Genomic DNA, 17,693 nt, shown 5'->3' on the forward strand with positions numbered 1-17,693 from the left:
CGGTGTCAGGCGCTGTACTGGTGTGCCGGATAGGTCAGGTATCCGGCGTCGCCGCCCTGGTAGTAGGTCGCCTCGTCGACAGGGGCGATGGGAACCCCCGTGCGCAGGCGTTCCACGAGGTCGGGGTTGGCGATGAAGGCCCGGCCGAAGCTGATGAGGTCGGCGCCCAGGCCGAGCCAGTGGTCGGCGTCCGACCGGCCGGTCTGCTTGGGCCCCATGGGCAGGACCGGGTTCATGACGAGAGTGCCGGGCCAGGCGCGGCGGAGCTCCAGCAGCACCTCTTCGTCCGTGGTCGCCTCGATGTGCACGTACGCCACGTCCAGCCGCGCCAACTCGCCGAGCAGAGCGGTGTACAGCTCCGTGACCTCCTTCTCCTCCACTCCCCAGAAGGTCCCGCCCGGCGAGAGCCGGATGCCGGTGCGCGCGGCGCCGACGGCTTCGACGGTCGCGGACACCGCCTCGACGGCGAACCTGATCCGGTGGGCCACGGAGCCGCCGTAGCCGTCCGTACGCAGGTTGGCGTTGGAGGAGAGGAACTGCGAGATCAGGTAGCCGTTGGCGCCGTGCAGTTCCACGCCGTCGAATCCCGCGTCGACGGCCCGGCGGGCCGCGTCACCGTACGAGCGGGCGTGCTCCGGAATCTCCGCGGTCTCCAGTGCGCGGGGCACCGGCGCGGGCCGGGGCCCCGTCGGTGTGAACACGTCGCCGACCGCGGCCACGGCCGACGGTCCGACCGGCCGCGTGCCCGTGGTGTCGGGGTGCGAGACGCGCCCGCCGTGCATGAGCTGGGCGAAGATCCGTCCGCCGTTGGCGTGCACGGCATCCGTCACCGGCCGCCACGACGCCTGCTGCTCATCGGTGTGGAGGCCCGGTGTACCCGGGTTGGACTGCCCGATCAGGCTGGGCTGGACGCCCTCGGTCACGATCAGACCGGCGCTCGCCCGCTGAGCGTAATAGGTGGCCATCGACGGGGTGGCCAGACCGCCGGCCGCGGCCCTCACCCGGGTCATGGGGGCCATCACCACGCGGTTTGGCAGCGTCAGGGCACCGAGGTCGTAACGCTGGAACAGGCTCGTCACTTGCGAACTCCTTCGCGATCCGCGGCCCGGGTACCGGGCACAGCGGTTACGCTAAAACCTGACATTGACGTCAGGGGCAAGTTCTGTGACCCAGGTAACAGCGGCACGCGGGGAGAGCGGGGACAAGCACATGCGTATCGGAGAGCTCGCCGAACGGGCCGGTGTCAGCGTCCGGTCGCTGCGCTACTACGAGGAGCAGAAGCTGCTCACCAGCACCCGCAGCGCAAGTGGACAACGGCACTACACGGAGTACGAGATCGAACGCGTCAGGTTCATCCAGAACCTCTACGCGGCCGGGCTGTCCAGCCGGACCATCGCCGAGCTGCTCCCCTGCGTCGACTCACCCAGCGAGGAGAACTCGGACGCCGCCCTCGACCGCATGAGCGAGGAACGCGACCGGCTCACCATGCACATCGCGGAACTCGTCCGGACCCGCGACGCCCTCGACCAGCTGATGACGTCGGCCCGGGCCTACCGCGACCAGCTCCAGACGGCTGCGGCGGCCTGCGTCTGACGCTCGCGCGCACCTGCGCACACCTGCACGCCCGCGCGGAACGTCACTTGGACTCGATCCGGCCCAGCGGGGTGGCACCGGGGGGTGCGGCACCTTCGGCGAGCGCCTTGCGCACCGCCGTCCAGCTGTCGTCCTCGATGCCGAGCGCGTGGCGCAGGTAGGCCCAGGTGACCCGCTGCAGCAGGGCGACGCGCTCGGGGTTCTCGTCCGTCGTCTCCTGGACCTCGTATCCGGCGATCCCGCCGAGCGAGTGCTCCGCCCCGAACAGGGTGAGCAGACTCTTGTCACCCGGGCTCAGGAAGTACGGGTCGGCGAGCCACTCGGGCCCCCGGACGGACAGCGGGGAGTCGTCACGGTCCCCGGCGACCACGAGGGCCGGCGTGGTCATGTTCTCGAAGTCCGGGTTCATGAACGGGAAGTGCTCGGCCGCGTACGGCGTCAGGTCGGCGCCGCCCCTCCCCGCAGTGGCGAGCAGCACGCCCGCCTTGATCCGCGCGTCGGAGAGATCGACTTGCTCTTCGCTCACGGGATCCAGGACCCGCAGGCCCAGCAGGTTGCCCGCGGTCTGACCGCCGAAGGAATGTCCGGCCGCGGCGATCCGGGTCCGGTCGAGGCGACCCCGCAGACCTGGAACCGCCGCTTCCAGCAGATCGAGCCGGTCGAGAACCTGCTTCATGTCCTCGACGCGGTGGCGCCAGATCCGCGGCGTACGGGGATCGTCCTGGGCCAGGCCCACCGTGCGGGAGTCGAGGTGGGTCGGCTGGACGACGACGAAGCCGTGGGCGGCCCAGAAGTCGGCCAGCGGGCCGTAGCCGTCGAGCGACGACCCGTAGCCGTGCGAGAGGACGACGACCGGCAGTTCGCTCCCGGTCACCGGGGCGGAGATACGCACCCGGAGGTCTTCGCCTCGGCCTGGCGCTTCCAGCACCACCGGCTTCACCGAGACGACGGGGGTGGGTGCGAGTTCGGATTCGGTTGCGGCTGCGGCTGCGCTTGGTGCAGTCATGGGGATTCCTTCTCCTGACCGTTCGAGGTGCTGACTGTGCGCGGTTGGCCACCGGCTCCCCCACCTGCCATGATGGGGAAACGGGACACTGTCCCGCATTGACTTCGAACATACGGGACAGCGTCCCGTTTAGTAAAGTCGGCGGCGAGAGTCGGCTGTGGGAAGGACGGTGCGGTGAGCGGAAGCGAGCAGGGCGCGGGACGTACGGCACGCCCCAAACGGGCGGACGCGCGCCGCAACGAAGGGGTCCTGCTGGACGCGGCCGCCACGGTCTTCGTCGCGTCGGGTGTCGAGGCGCCCATCCGTGACATCGCGGCCGAGGCAGGCGTCGGGACAGCCACCATCTATCGCCACTTCCCCACTCGGGCGGACCTCATCGTCGCCGTCTACCGGCATCAGGTGGAGGCCCTGGCCGAGGCCGGTCCCGCGCTGCTGGCGTCCGGCCCGCAGCCGTACGCCGCGCTGGCCAGGTGGATCGACCTGTTCGTCGACTTCGTGGTCACCAAGCAGGGGCTCGCCTCCGTGCTGCAGTCCGACGACCCCTGCTACGACCCCCTGCACTCCTACTTCCTTGAGCGCCTTGTGCCCGTGTGCGCCGAACTCCTCGACGCCTCGGCCGCTTCGGGGGAGATCGACCCCGGCATGGATCCGTACGCACTCATGCGCGGCGTCGGCGGGCTCTGTGCGGGCGCGGGCAACAACCCTCGCTACGACGCACGTCGACTGGTGGAGATCCTCGTCGCGGGCCTGCGCCGCCGGCCTTGAGAGCAGCCCATGGGTGATTGCCGATGGGTGACTGCAGTTGGCGATTGGCTCGAAAGCGACTGAGGTCGCCGCCGGCCGGGCCGGGTGGCCTCCGGAAGGGCGTTGTCAGTGGTCTCACCTAGAGTTCTCCGCACTTGATCAGTGAAGTGCGGGGAGGCACATATGGGGTGGGTCACGGCCGGCGATTACGAGGTCGGCCTCGACGGCGGAAAGGTGGTGTGCCGCAACGCCGCGGGACGGCTGTTGAAGTCCGTACCGCCCAAAATCGCGGAGGATCCCGCGGTCATGGGACTGCGGCAGCTCGCCGAGTGGCTGGAGCGGCACGAGCGCCAGTGCCTCACCGACGTCGAGAAGTGGATGGTGCGCTCGCTCCCGGTGCCCTTCGCGGTCATCGCGCGGGTGTGGCCGGATCCCGCCTGGCAGAGTGCGCTCCGTGATCTCGTCGTCACCGGCCCGGACCACGAAGTGGCCGGATTCCTGCGGGACGTCGACCTCGACCGCGGTCTCGGTCTGGTCGACCTCGACGGAGACAGCGTGCGCATCACCCCCGAACTCGTCCACCTCCCCCACCCCGTCCTCCTGGACGACCTGGAGGAACTGCGGGAGTTCGCCGTCGAGATCGGTGTCGAGCAGCGCGCCCAGCAGCTCTTCCGCGAGGTGTGGCACCGTCCCGCGGCCCTCGACGCCGAAGCAACCACCGTGGAGGACTACGCGGGCGGCGCGTTCAAGCAACTGCGCTTCCTGCAGGGCCGGACCACCCAGCACGGCTACCGCGTGCGCGGCGGCAACGCGGTCTGCTCCGTGCGGGAGGACTCGCGCGGCGTCGAGGCCCGCGTCTGGATCGGCGACTACGACAGTTACGAGCAGACCGAGACCGGCCCCCTGATGTGGACGGACGGCGCCGGCAAGGTGCTGAAGCTCGGTCAGGTGGGGCCCGTCGCCTGGTCGGAGGGCATGCGCATGGCGGCCACCCTGTTCGCCGGGCGTGACATCGAGGACGAGGAGCAGGCAGCATGACCACGTACGCGCACACCGACACGGCCGCGCTGCTCGAAGCCGGCGCCGTCCTGCCCCCGGGCACCCACACCGGCGACGACGCCGACACACTCACCGTGCGGACCTACAGCCACCCCGCACTGGACGGCCGGGTGGCCGTCCGTCTCGTACCGGGCACGCTCGGCGAGGCCGAGGACCTGGCTCTGGAGTTCCTCGGTCTGGTCCGTGAGCCGGAGGCGCCCGAGGTCGGGCAGGTCCTCCGCGAGACCCTCGGCTTCCCGGCCTGGGCACTGGTCAACGACCCTGCCAACGGACACCACGCACTGGCGCTGGTCAAGGACGTCGAACGGCTCGCGCGCCAGGCCAAGTCCCGCCCCGGCACGGCCAAGGAGGGCTTCGAGGCGCTCGGCGAGCGGCTCGGCCGGGCCGTGCCGCACTTCCTGCCGACCTTCTACGAGCAGGCCGCGCGGGTCTTCCTCCAGCACGAGAACACGACGTACGGGGCCACCTTCTTCGGCAAGGCCCGCGAGGCCGAGCGGGTGCACGCGCTCACCGTCGACGAGGAGCGGCAGCGTGCCGTGTTCCTGGAGTTCGCCTTCGCCGGGGCGCTGACGGTCAAGGCACTCAAGGAGCATGTGAAGGATCTGGCCCACCGGCTCGACCCTGCCACGGCGTGGGCGCAGTTCCGGCAGCTGTGCGTGGAGCGCTGCGCGGCCGGCATGCCGCCGTACGCGTCGCTGCCGCAGGACGCCCGCGGTCTGATCAAGGCCGCGGGGCTCGACCGGGTGACCGAGGAATGCGCCTTCGTGGCCGACCTGGTCGCCTCACCCGCCGCGGTGCGGGCACCCGCCTCCTTCTGGACCGCGTACCGAGCCACCCTCGCCGTCCTCACCGAGCGGCAACCCGCCGTACGGGCCCGGCTGCTGGAGATCATGCCGACCGGCCTGGGACGCGATGTCGAGAACGACGAGTTCTGGCTGACGCTGCTCACGGAGAGCGGCGCCGACCGCCTCCTCACCGGCGAGGACGGCGTGGGCGAGGCGGGTGCCGCAGGTGCCGCAGGTGCCGCAGGTGCCGCAGGTGCCGCAGGTGCCGCAGGTGCCGCAGGTGCCGCAGGTGCCGCAGGCTATCCGGGTGATGAGGTCGGCGCGGGTGGCGCGGGCGGCTCGGTCGGCGGCAACGTCACGGCCGACGGCGTCGACGCGGCGGACTGGCTCAGCCGCTGGGCCACCCACCGCAAGCACGGCGCCACGGTCAGCGGGCGCTCCCCGCTCACCCTTCAGCTCGTCGAACGGATGGCGCCCCGCCTGCGCGCCGACGGCCGGACCGTGGACCTCTTCACGGGCCGCTGGTACGCGGGTGCCGACCTCGACCTGCTGGACCTGTGCGTGGCGCAGGGCATCCCGCTCGCGATGCCCGCCGCGGACAAGGACGTGCATCTGGCCCTCGACCGCTGGCTCCGCGAGCGCCGGCCCGGTGGCCGCGACCTGGCCGCCACCGCCGCGGACGCACGCTGCCGCCCGCTGCTGCACCGCGCCATCGGGACGCTGGGCAACGACCGGTCGCTCTCCGCCGAACTGCTGACGAGCCTGGCCGACCACCCCGTACTGCACGACGTGCTGCGCGAGTGGCTGGACGACGCGGCCGAGACGTTCGGCGCGTCGACGGGCCTGCCCGGCGCCCGCGCCGCCCTCCAGCGTCTGCGCCCCTTCCGCCCGGTCGCCGCCCGGGTGAGCCCGCGAGCGGTCGCACGCGTCGCGGGCCACGAGATCGCGCCGCTGCTCGGCCGCACCCTGCGGGCCGGCATCCCCGACGAGCTGGGCTGGCCCGCCCTCGACGAGGCGCTGCGGCTCATGGACAACGAGACGGGCCGCAACCAGGACGACCAGCTGCGCCTCACGGAGGCCTGGCCCGCCCTGATCCTCTCCCGCGGCCACAAGGCGGTCGTCGTCGGCCCGGAGGAAGTACTCCTCGACCACGAGGTGCGGCTGCCCGTCGAGCTGGACCGCTGGACGTATCCGCGGTTCCGCTACACCGACGGTGAACTGCTCGTGATGTGGCGGCACGACAACAAGCAGTTCGGCTACTGGTCGGCCCGGCCGTCCGAGGTGTTCACCCTCGGCGGCGAGCAACTGCCGTACTGGTACGGCAGCGAAGCCACGGATCCCTCGCTCCCGCTGTCCGGCGGCGGCCGTGCCACCGGCGGACGCACCCTGCACGCAGGCGACACCGTCCTGCCCGCCGACCGCCCCGTCATCGGTGACGGCACGACGTGCTGGCGCCAGGGCAGGCAGGGGCTGCAGCAGGTCTGGCTGGAGTACGACCCGGCCACCGGAACGCACGGCCGTGCGTCCCTGCCCGCCTTTCTCCGGTCGGGCATCCGTGAGGACACCACGCTCCTGCAGCACCACTGCCAGGTCCTGCCGCTGCAACCCGGCCTCGAACGGAGCCCGTTCGGCACCGACGGCACGGTTCTCGGCCGCTGGGTGCGCTCGGAGGGCACCGGAGCCGAGGCCCGGACGACCACGGGTACGCCGGACGGCCGGACCGTCACCCGGCCGGCGGCCGACGGCCGGCCGGGGGGCTTCCCCCTGGGGGCGCTGCGGCTGCCCGGCGGCGCAGAGCCCGTCGCGGCACAGTTCCACCAGCAGGTCGCACTGTTCGCCGCCGGGGACACCTCGGACTCCGGCGAACTCGGCCGGGTGACACCCGGTCAGGGCGGCGGGGAGTTCGCGGCCGGTACGCGGCTCGTGCCGCCGGTCGCCTTCTGGCACGCGCTGCGCCCCCGTGACGAACGGGCGTCCGCCGTGCTGCGCGCGCTCACCGACAGGACGGCGGCCGAGATCCTGGCCGCCGCGGACCGAGCCCTCGTCAAGCGGCAGGCACAGATCCTCAAAGCCGGTGACACCGTCCTCGGCACCGGCGACGCGGCCAGGACCACCGCCGACGGCAGGCCCGTCGTGGCGTCCGCGGACGACGTCGTCCGGCGTGCCGTGTCCAAGGTCCTGCCCCGCCTCACCGACGAGCGGCTGCTCACCGGTGCGTCCGCCCTGGTCCGTGCGGCGCTCCGCGTCGTCGGGTCGGTCGGCACGTTCGTCGAGCCGCCGGTCGAGCGTCCGCAGGCCGACCGCCGGCGGACCGAGGGCATGTTCCCCGACTACAGTCCCGTGCACGGCGACGACCGGTCCGTACGCACGGCCGTCGACGGCCTCGCCGAGATGTGGGGAGGCTGGGGCAGCGAGTCCCAGTGGACCACTCTGCGCCAGATCCGGTCCGTGAACCATGTCCTGTCCGGACGGCCCGCGGAGGGCAAACCGCTGCCCGACCTCGCCCGGACGGGCGCTGTCGGCGACGGATGGCGGAGCGAGGAACACACGATCCCCGGCATGGGGAGCGCGTGGACGTCCCTGCTCGCCGCGCTGCGGCCGCTGGCCTACCGGGCCGCCATGCCCGTGGCGAGCGAGGCCGAGCGGGAAGCGCTGCTCCTGCTCTTCGAGGCGATCGCCGAAGGGCCGATCGCCGCACCCGGCGGCGCGCTGCGCGAGATCGTGCTGTGCGAGCCGCACACCAGGCAGCAGCGTGTCGGTCAGGTGCTCCGCCGCAAGGGCCGGACCGTGGTCGTCCTCGGCTGCCAGAACGTCGACACCCAGCATTCCCGGGTCAGTTGGCTCGCCCTCGACCACGACCCCTCCGGCGCGTTCGGTGCCGTCGCCCACTTCACCCTGGAGAAGGAGACCCCGGTGGTGCAGGCGTTCCCGGAGAACGGGCTCGCCGCCGTCACCCGGCTGGTCCGGGACAAGGGGGCCGCCCCGTGGCTGCCCGAGGCGCCCGCCGCGTTCGCCGACGCGACCGGCGGCGGCCTGGGCCCCGTCCAGGCCACGGTGCTGCTCGCCGCGCGCCCGCAGAATCCCGAGGCCGACGCCCTCGCGACGATCGGACTCAAGCCCCGGCAACTGGACCTGGGCAACGGCCGTCTGTCGTCACTCGGCCGGAAGGACCGGTCCGCGCTGCTGAGCGCCCTGCTGCCCGAGGACCCCGCGGACCTGTGGACCACCGGCCCCGACACGGCGGCCGCGGGCCGGGTGTGGGCCGAGCGGCTCGGTTCCGTCGTCCGCCTGCCCGAGGACCTCGCGGTCGATCTCGCCGGGCTGCCCGCCGGTTCCGCCGAGTCCGTGCTCAATCCGGGGCTCACCCCCTGGATCAGCCGCACCACGGTGCAGCGCCCGGACAAGGACGGCAACTTCGTCGCGGCGGACCCCGCCGCCCTGCCCGGGGCGCGCGATCTGACCCGCGCGGTGGCCGCGCTGGCCTCACTCGCCTACGCACTGCCGTACGGACACCCGCTGCGCGCGCTCCTGCCCGAGGGCCTCGCCGCCCTGCGGCAGCGCCTCACCGACCCCGAGCTGCTGCTCGGACTCGATGTCATGTGGACGGAGAAGGGCGGTTCGACGGCGGTCGAGCTGCGCAAGGCGTACGGGCTTCCCGCCACCGGGGGCGCCGACGCGTACGGCCTGACACCCGTCGGGGACGCCCTCGCGCTGCGGCCCTGGTACGCCGAGCGCGAGACGGTCCTGCTGCGCCCCGCCGCCCTGACCGGTCCCGACGACGCGGTCATCGGGCTCCTCGCGGGCCTGGTGGGACCGCAGCGAGACGCCGATGTCCAGTCCCTGCGGGCGATCCTCGACGACGAGCTGGCCCACGCGCTGAAGGCCGGCACGGACCCCGAAGGCCCCGCCGGATACGCCCAGGACCCGACCGTCTCCGCTCCCGCACTGGTCGCCGAGGTGGCCGCGGCCCACGGTCTGGGCGAGGACGCGGCGACGCTCTACCTCCAGCTGCTGGCCCTGCCCGATCCGACGGACCGCAACTGCGCCCGCTGGACCGGCTGGAAGCCCACCCGGCTGAAGAAGGCCCGCGCCGAACTGGCCGCCACCGGCCTGGTGGTGGAGGCGAAGCGGCCGCGCGCCGGGCGCACCCTCTTCCTGCCGTGCGGCTGGCGCGACCTCAAGTCCCCCGCCCTGCCGGTGGAGACCTGGAAGGAGAGCCTCTACCCGATACGTGAGAACACGCGTGCCGTGCCGCTCCTCCCGGTGCCCGACCTGTTCGCGCGCGCCTGGCGGCGCGTCCAGGACGGGGACGCGCCCGCCTACGAGCAGCTCACCACCCGCGCCACCCGGAAGGGCCGCCGATGAGCGCCCGCAAGGCGACGCCCCGTCTCCCGATGACCCCGCTGCCCCACCGACCCCACCGGACGGACCACCGATGACCACCACCCTGGCCTCCGCCCCGGGCCGCCAGATCACCCCGCCCGAGGACCGGTACGCCACCGAGCTGGCCTTCCTGGCCGCGTACGACGACGGGCCGCGGCCACCGGCGTGGCGGCTCACGCCCCGCGCCGTCGTCACGTTCGTCATGGGCAGCGACGGCCGGGCCCTGCGGCTGCCCGACGGCGCCCAGGTGCCCGAGGGCGTGCCGCGGCGCCTGGTGGTCGAGGGGAAGTTCGTCGGCGACCGTGCCCTGGTCGAGCGGTGTGTCGTCACGCTCGCCGGTGAGCGCGGGCTGCTGCTCGTCGGCGAGCCCGGCACCGCCAAGTCCATGCTGTCGGAGCTGCTGTCCGCCGCGGTCTGCGGCACCAGCGGCCTGGTCGTACAGGGCACCGCGGGCACGACGGAGGACCAGCTGAAGTACGGCTGGAACTACGCCCTGTTGCTGGCCCAGGGGCCCAGCCGACAGGCCCTGGTGCCGTCGCCCGTCCTGACCGCCATGACCAGGGGGGCCGTCGCCCGGGTCGAGGAGGTCACCCGCTGTCTGCCCGAAGTGCAGGACGCCCTGGTGTCGTTGCTCTCCGAGCGGCGCATCGCCGTGCCCGAACTGGCGGGCACCGAGGACGCCCTGGCCCACGCGGCGCCCGGTTTCACCCTCATCGCGACCGCCAACCTGCGCGACAAGGGCGTCTCCGAGATGTCGGCCGCGCTCAAGCGCCGCTTCAACTTCGAGACGATCGGACCCATCGCGGACCTCGACGCCGAGACCGCGCTCGTCCGCAGTCAGGCCCGTGCCTCGGTCGAGCGGGCCGGGGCACCCTTCAAGGTCGACGACGCCGTGCTGGAAGCGCTCGTCACGGCCTTCCGGGACCTGCGGGAGGGCCGGTCCGCGGAGGGCTGGGAGGTAGAGCGGCCCTCCACGGTGATGAGCACCGCGGAAGCCGTGTCCGTGGCGGGCGCCCTCGGACTCGCCGCCGCCTACTTCCCCGGCGACCGCGATGTCCTCGGCCTGCTGCCGGGGCATCTGCTCGGCGTGGTCCGCAAGGACGACCCCGCCGACGCGGCCCGCCTCCGCGGCTACTGGGACGGTCCTGTCAGGCGCCGCGCCGAGCAGGGCTCCGCCACCTGGCGCACCCTGTGGGACCTGCGCACCGTCCTGGAGGACTGACCACCGTGCCCCTCTCCCCCGAGGAAGCCGTCGCGGCTCTCACCGACCCGGCGGCGCCCTATCTCATCGGCGTACGGCATCACGCGCCCTCACTGGCCGCGGCCGTGCCCGCACTGCTGGACGCGGCCGGGCCGGACGTACTGCTCGTCGAACTCCCCGACGAGATGCAGGAATGGCTGCCGTGGCTCAGCCATGAGGAGACGCGGGCACCGGTCGCCCTCGCCGCCGCTCCCCGCGACGGGGGCGGCGGCCGGGGCCCGGCCTTCTATCCGTTCGCCGACTTCTCTCCCGAACTGGCCGCCGTGCGCTGGGCCGCACGGCACGACGTGCCGGTCGTCGCCTGCGACCTGCCGCTCGCCGACCGGGCGTGGAGCACCGGCCGCGAGGACACGGACCGCCCCTCGGCCCCGCTGCCGACCGGCAGCCCCGTGCCTGCACCTTCGCCTTCGCCTGCTCCGGTGCCGGCACCGGCCATCCAGGCCGCGGCCGCCCACGCCACAGCCGGCCTCGCCGGCGCCCTGCGCGCCCGGTTGACCGGTCGTACCGGTGACGACCTGTGGGACCGCCTCGTCGAGGCCGCCGCCCCGGGGTCACCTCCCGAAGCGCTGCGGCGCGCCGCGCTCCTGACGGGCTGGGCGCTGCGCGAGGAGGCGGCGGCCTCGGGAGGCGTGCCCGCGCTGGACCTTCGACGCGAGGAATGGATGCGCGCCCGGCTGGCCGCCGCCACCGCGAACGGCGAACGGGCCGCCGTGGTGGTCGGCGCCTTCCATGCCCCGGCGCTGACGTCACAGGCGTCCTCGGCCGCACCGGCGCCGCCCGACTCCCCGGTGGCCTCCCCATCACCGGTGCCGTCCGGCTCACCGGTGCCGCCCGGCTCAGGTGCGGGAAGCCCGGCGGCCTCTCCCAAAGGCACCGCCACCGCCGCTCCGGCGGCTTGGACGACCTCGCTCATCCCCTACACCTACGCGCTTCTCGACGAGCGGTCCGGCTATCCGGCGGGGATCCGGGACCCGGAGTGGCAGCATCTGGTGCTGCGCGCGGCAGGCGATCCGGCCGCGCTGGAGGAGTCCCTGACGCGCGCCGCCGTACAGGTCTGTGCCGAACTGCGCTCCATGGGCCATCCGTCGGGCCCCGCCGAGGCCCGGGAGATCAGCCGCCTCGCCGGAGACCTCAGCCGGCTGCGCGGCCTCCCGGCGGCGGGCCGGGGCGAGCTGGTCGAGGCGGTGCAGACGGTCCTCACACAGGGCGAACCGTACGGGCGCGGGCGGGCCGTGGCGCGGGCCATGGAGCGGGTGCTCGTGGGAAAGCGGAGTGGCCGTCCGGCACCCGGCGCGCCCCGCAGCGGCCTGGCTCCGGCGGTGGAGGACGAGTTGGCGGCGCTGCGGCTGCCCGGCCCCGACAGCCAGGGCGGCGACGCCACTCGGGAACTGCGGCTGGACCCGCTCCGTTCCGACCTGGACCGCCGCCGCGAACTGCTGCTGCACCGGCTGACCGTGTGCGGTGTCCCCTATGGAGAGCCCAGGGAATCCGTGGGCGCCGGCGGCACGGAGGCGCTGACCTCGCGCTGGGAGGTGCGCTGGACACCGGCCACCGCGGCCATGCTGACCGCGGCCGGCGTCCGGGGAGTCACCGCCGCGCAGGCCGCCGAAGGTCTGCTGCGTGAACGGCGGCGGGCCGAGCAGGACGACGGCGGTCCCACGGCCGCACAGACCCTGCGGGGGCTCCGGCAGGCGGCGGAGTGCGGCCTGCCGGCCCTCACCGACGAACGTCTCACCGAGGTCCGCGATGTGCTGCCCCGGTCCGCCACGCTGCCGGAACTGCTCGACGCCCTAGCCCTGTTGGACCGGCTGCGGACGGGGCACGTCGCGGGTCTCGACGCCGACGGGGAACGTGACGCCACGGTGGCCGCCGTGGCCGAGTTGCTGACCGCCGCGGCGGTGCGGCAGGTCGACGGCCTCACCGGCTCCGAGGAACCCGCCGACGCACACGCACTGGTCGAACTCGCCCATCGCGCCGACCTGTTGGGGGGTATACGGCTCGTCGACGCGCTCGCCCGGCTGGCCGCCGACGGTTCTCCGCTGATGCGCGGCGCCGCCGGAGCCGTACGGGTGCTCCTCGGACACGAGGATCCGCACGCTCTCGGCGATCGGATCGCCTCCTGGGTCGACGGGGCCGCTGCCCCCGAGTCCAGAGCCGCCCTCACCCATCGTCTCGTCGGCGTACTGACCGCCGCCGGTCCGCTGCTGGAGGCGGCGGCGCCCGCCCTGGAGCCCCTGCTCGACCGGGTGGCCGAGATGCCCGACCGGGACCTGCTCGATCGGCTGCCCGCGCTCCGGGGTGGTTTCGACGCGCTCAGTCCGGCGGCCCGCGACCGGCTGCTCGACATCGTCGAGGAGCGTCTCGCCACCACGCGGCTGAGCGACACGGGGGGCGTCGACCCCGTCGTGCTGGCCACCTGGACCCGCGCGGACCTCGCGGCCCGGGCCGCCCTGCGCACGCTCGGGCTGCTGCCGCCGCCCTCCGCGGACAAGCTCGTACCGCCGACGGAGAACCCCGCACCGCACACGTCCGAGGAAGGTGAGCCCGAGGATCACGTCCTCGGGGCCGCCGACCGCTGGCGGCTCGTGCTCGGCCGCCGTACGGATCAACTGCCGGCCTCGGCTTCGGCGCTGGCGACCGCGCTGGACGAGCTGTACGGCAGCGGACGCGGCGAGGGCAGCAGGGGCGGGCTGAACGGACCGGGCTCGCGCGGCGGCCGCGAGGCCGCGTACCCGGGTGTGCGCGAGTGGTCCGAGGAACTGGCCGCCCTGTTCGGCCCGGGCATCCGGGAGGAGGTGCTGGCGGCCGCCGCCGCGTCGGGCCGCAAGGACGTCCTCGCGGAACTCGATCCGGCGAGCGTGCGGCCCTCCGTCGACCTGCTGCGTACCGTGCTCCGGCACGCGGGAGGACTGCCCGAGGCACGACTGGCCGCGCTGCGCCCCCTGGTCCGCCGGCTGGTCGAGGCACTGACCCGGGAGCTGGCCACGCGGCTGCGTCCCGCGCTGCACGGCACGACCCTGCCGCGCCCCAGCCGACGGCCGGGCGGCGGACTCGATCTGGCCCGCACCCTGCGCGCCAACCTCGCGACGGCACGCCGCGGCCCGGACGGGGCCGTTCAGGTCATTCCGGAGCACCCCGTCTTCCGCTCGCGCGCCAAACGCGCCGCGGACTGGCGGCTGATCCTCGTCACCGACGTGTCCGGGTCCATGGAGGCCTCGACGGTCTGGGCCGCGCTCACGGCGTCGGTCCTGGCGGGCGTGCCGACCCTGTCCACGCACTTCCTGGCCTTCTCCACGGAGGTCATCGACCTCACCGGCCATGTCGACGATCCGCTGTCGCTGCTGCTTGAGGTCAGTGTGGGCGGCGGCACGCACATCGCCGCGGGGCTGCGCCATGCCCGCGAGCTCGTCACCGTGCCGTCCCGCACCCTCGTCGTGGTCGTCAGCGACTTCGAGGAGGGCTATCCCATCGGGGGGCTGCTCGCCGAGGTCCGCAACCTCGTCGGGGCGGGCTGCCATGTCCTGGGCTGCGCGAGTCTCGACGACACCGGCCGCCCCCGGTACTCGACCGGCGTCGCCGGACAGCTCGTCGCCGCGGGCATGCCCGTCGCCGCCCTCAGCCCGCTCGAACTCGCCCGCTGGGTAGGGGAGAAAGTCTCATGAGCCTCGACCTGCCTCCGGTCGCCCCGTCCGTGACCGCCGCGCTCGTGCAGGGGCTCACCCCCCGCCTCCGCAAGCGGCTGGACGCCGGCATCACCAAGCTAGCGGACCGCCCGTGCGTCCGCGACGGCGACACCGTACGGATCGCCGTCGACGACGACACCCACCTCGAACTGCACGCTCCCGGCGGCAGCGTGACCAGCGCGGACGCGATCCGTTGCGGCTGCCTGCTGGCACCGGACTGCCTGCACCGCGCGGCCGCCGCCTCGGCCGCGCCGATCGCCGAGGCGGAAGCCGAAGTCGACTCCGGGTCCGAAACCGACGCCGGGCCCGAAGCCGACTCCAGGTCCGAGACCAAGACCGGACCCAAGCCTGGCCCCAAGGCCGGGTCCGAGACCGGACCCGAGACCGGACCGGATGCTCAGCCGGAGCCGGAGCCTGAGCCGGTGCCGGGCTCCTCGTCCGGCTCGGACACCGGCGCCGGGTCTCCGCCCCGATCGGCCCCTGTACCGGCGGCGGAGTCCGAGACCGTCACCCCCGGGCAGCGCACCGCCGCGCTGGCCATGTACGCCGCCACGGCCGCCGTGCTCGAAGCCGGTACGGACGGGGCCGGGGCCGTGCTGCAGGCGGAGTTGCTGCGCGCCGCGCACACCGCGCGGATCGGTGGGCTGCCCCGGGTCGCCGCGTCTGCGGTCTCCGTGGTCACCCAGCTCCGGGCCGCTCGCAGCGCCGATCCGGCGTACCGCCTCACCGATCTCACCGCGGCTCTCCGTGACGTCCTCATGACGGCCCACCGCCTTCCGGACGCCACCGGTGCCGAACTCGCCGACCTGCGCGGCACCGCACGGCAGCCCTACGTTCCGGACGGGTCCCTGCGGTTGTACGGGCTGTTCTCCGAGCCCGTCCTGACGGCGACCGGTTACGCGGGAGCGGTCACCTGGACGGCCGACGCCGACGGCAGGCTCTGCACGGTCTCCGATGTCGCCCCGGGCGGTTCCGGCCGGGCCGTGGGTGCGGCCGGCCGGGCCGTGCGGGTCGGGGACACGGCTCTCACCCACCGGGAGCTGTCGCGGGCCGGGCTCGCCGTGTCCGGCGCGACCGTCTCCCCGACGGGCCGACTGGGCGCGGGTGCGGGCGTGCGGGCCGTACGTGCGGCGGGCGCCGCCTGGAGCGAGGCCCCTCTCGACCGCCTGTGGCGGGTACCGGTCGCCGAACAGGTGTCACGCGCCCTGACCGGCACCGGCGGGGACGGACTGCTGTTCCTCGATGTGACCCTCACCGGCACGGTCCGCGAGGCCGCGGGCGACTGTCTGCTCGCCGACTGCGACGGCCTGACTCTCCGTCTGGCCGCCGCGCACGACCACCCCGCGCTGCCCTACCGCGACAACCTCCGTCTCCTCGCGACCGCTCCGGGCATCCGCTTGCGCGTCGTCGCCCGCCTCGACCCCTCTCCCGTACCCCGGGCGCTCCTGGTAGCCGCGGAACACCCCGGTGACGCCAGGTCCCATGTCGACCTGGGCCTGGACCGCCTCCAGCACGCGGACCTGCCCGCTCCCGCGACGGACTCCACGGGGCCGGCCGCCGGTTCCTCGCCCGTCCTCCTGGACGAGGCGCCGCTGCATGTGCTGCGACGCCGTGTCCACCAGGCGGCCTCGGCGGGCCGTCGCGTGCTCGCCTTCCCCGGTGACAGCGCCGCCGACAGCCGTCGTCTGAGCCGTAACGGCTTCGCCTGCGCCGGAGACCTCCTCGACGAACTGCACGCGGCTGCCGCGGACCGGTCCCGCGATGTCTTCGGCCGTCTCGTCCCCGCCGACCTCGGCCGGTTCGCCCGAGCCTGGCTCGCGGCGGCCCACTACACCGAGGAGGTGGACCGGTCGCTGTGCGCCGCGGCGTGGGGCGCCTCCTGAGGCGGGCGCCCGGACGGGCCCTTCAGCGTGCCAGGAACTCGGCCAGGCCCGTCAGGAACCGCTCGATGTCCTCCGCGCTGTTGTAGGGGGCGAGGCCGATACGGAGGCCGCCGGTGTCGCCGAGACCGAGACGCCGGGAGGCCTCGATCGCGTAGAAGGACCCCGCCGGAGCGTGGACATCGCGCTCCGCGAGAAAGCTGTACGCCTCCGCCGTGGACCGGCCCTCGAAGGTGAGCAGCACGGTGGGGGTGCGGTCGGCCGCCTTGGAGTGGACCTGGACGCCCGGGAGGGCGGCCAGTCCCTTGTCGAGCTGTGCGCGCAGGGTCTGCTCGTGTGCTTCGAGTGCCGTGAAGGCCGCGGCGAGGCGCTGCCGCCGCGTCCCTGTGGCGTCGGGGTCCAGTCCGGCGAGGAAGTCGACGGCCGCTTCCGTGCCCGCGAGGAACTCATAGGGCAGGGTGCCCAGTTCGAAGCGTTCGGGGACCACGTCGGTGGAGGGCAGGAGCTTGTCCGGCCGCAGTGTCTCCAGCAACTCCGGCCGGGCCGCGAGCACTCCGTGGTGGGGACCGAAGAACTTGTACGGGGAACAGACGAAGAAGTCCGCGCCCAGCTCCTCCAGGTCGACCAGCGTGTGGGCCGCGTGATGGACGCCGTCGACGTAGGTGAGCGCTCCGGCCTCGTGCGCCAGGCCGCAGATCTCGGCGATCGGAGGGCGGGTGCCGATCAGGTTGGAGGCGGCGGTGACGGCCACCAGCCGGGTCCGCGGGGACAGTACGGCACGGATGTCGTCGGCGGTCAGTTCCCCGGTGGCGGGATCGAAGTCGGCCCAGCGCACGGTGGCACCGGCCTGTTCGGCGGCCTGGACCCAGGGGCGGATGTTGGCGTCGTGGTCGAGCCGGGTGACGACCACCTCGTCACCGGGCGACCACGCCTTGGAGAGGGTGCGGGAGAAATCGTAGGTGAGCTGAGTGGCACTGCGGCCGAAGACGATCCCCGTCGGCCGCGCTCCCAGAAGGTCGGCCAGGGCCTGTCGGGTCCTGGTGACGACGGCCTCGGCGTTGCGCTCCCCCGGTGTCATCCGGCCCCGGATCGACAGCGGCTGCCCCATCGCGTCGGCGATCGCCCGGATGACGGGCTGCGGGGACTGGGTGCCGCCGGGGCCGTCGAAGTGGGCGATCCCTGCGCTCAGCGCCGGGAACCGGGCGCGGAGGGCGGTGATGTCGTACGTCACGAATGCTCCTGTCGGTGCCATGCCGGGCGTACCGGCTGTGCTGTGGGCCGGCCCTGCCCGTCGAGCCC

General features: G+C 73.8%; 10 protein-coding genes. 7 read left to right on the forward strand and 3 right to left on the reverse strand.

What is annotated here, in order from left to right:
* Positions 1-5: 5 nt before the first annotated feature.
* Positions 6-1,079, reverse strand: coding sequence for an alkene reductase (locus C6Y14_RS15465; RefSeq protein ID WP_107017232.1), 1,074 nt, complete (start codon positions 1,077-1,079; stop codon positions 6-8).
* 130 nt (positions 1,080-1,209) lie between these two features.
* On the opposite strand from C6Y14_RS15465, the gene C6Y14_RS15470 reads away from it, so the two are divergent.
* The gene (locus C6Y14_RS15470; RefSeq protein ID WP_107017233.1) at positions 1,210-1,593 is read left to right on the forward strand and encodes a MerR family transcriptional regulator; all 384 of its coding nucleotides are present in this window, start codon (positions 1,210-1,212) and stop codon (positions 1,591-1,593) included.
* Positions 1,594-1,636: 43 nt separating this feature from the next.
* On the opposite strand, the gene C6Y14_RS15475 is transcribed toward C6Y14_RS15470, so the two are convergent.
* Positions 1,637-2,599 (reverse strand): alpha/beta hydrolase family protein, encoded by a 963-nt coding sequence (locus tag C6Y14_RS15475; RefSeq protein WP_107017234.1) that lies wholly within the window; start codon positions 2,597-2,599, stop codon positions 1,637-1,639.
* Positions 2,600-2,773: 174 nt separating this feature from the next.
* Between C6Y14_RS15475 and C6Y14_RS15480 the strand changes: the two genes are divergently transcribed.
* The 6 genes from C6Y14_RS15480 to C6Y14_RS15510 all read left to right on the forward strand — a co-directional run bounded on the left by C6Y14_RS15480 (position 2,774) and on the right by C6Y14_RS15510 (position 16,397).
* Positions 2,774-3,364: a TetR/AcrR family transcriptional regulator gene (locus C6Y14_RS15480; RefSeq protein WP_107017235.1), complete on the forward strand. Its 591-nt coding sequence runs from the start codon at positions 2,774-2,776 to the stop codon at positions 3,362-3,364.
* Positions 3,365-3,526: 162 nt separating this feature from the next.
* Positions 3,527-4,381: a DUF4132 domain-containing protein gene (locus C6Y14_RS15485; protein ID WP_107017236.1), complete on the forward strand. Its 855-nt coding sequence runs from the start codon at positions 3,527-3,529 to the stop codon at positions 4,379-4,381.
* Positions 4,378-9,552: a hypothetical protein gene (locus tag C6Y14_RS15495; RefSeq protein WP_225891096.1), complete on the forward strand. Its 5,175-nt coding sequence runs from the start codon at positions 4,378-4,380 to the stop codon at positions 9,550-9,552. Before C6Y14_RS15485 ends, C6Y14_RS15495 begins: the two co-directional genes overlap by 4 nt.
* Before the next feature lie 70 nt (positions 9,553-9,622).
* Positions 9,623-10,792, forward strand: a complete 1,170-nt coding sequence (locus tag C6Y14_RS15500; RefSeq protein WP_107017237.1) for an ATP-binding protein — start codon at positions 9,623-9,625, stop codon at positions 10,790-10,792.
* A gap of 5 nt (positions 10,793-10,797) precedes the next feature.
* Positions 10,798-14,493, forward strand: a complete 3,696-nt coding sequence (locus C6Y14_RS15505; protein WP_199854744.1) for a vWA domain-containing protein — start codon at positions 10,798-10,800, stop codon at positions 14,491-14,493.
* Entirely contained in the window at positions 14,490-16,397 is a 1,908-nt protein-coding gene (locus C6Y14_RS15510; RefSeq protein ID WP_107017239.1) for a hypothetical protein, read from the forward strand. The genes C6Y14_RS15505 and C6Y14_RS15510 overlap by 4 nt, the downstream gene beginning before the upstream one ends.
* Positions 16,398-16,419: 22 nt before the next feature.
* Here C6Y14_RS15510 and C6Y14_RS15515 read toward each other — a convergent pair whose 3' ends face one another.
* Positions 16,420-17,625, reverse strand: a complete 1,206-nt coding sequence (locus C6Y14_RS15515; protein WP_107017240.1) for a cysteine desulfurase-like protein — start codon at positions 17,623-17,625, stop codon at positions 16,420-16,422.
* Positions 17,626-17,693: the final 68 nt, after the last annotated feature.

Origin of the sequence: Streptomyces dioscori, assembly GCF_003024195.1 — a bacterium.
Lineage (GTDB): Bacteria > Actinomycetota > Actinomycetes > Streptomycetales > Streptomycetaceae > Streptomyces > Streptomyces dioscori.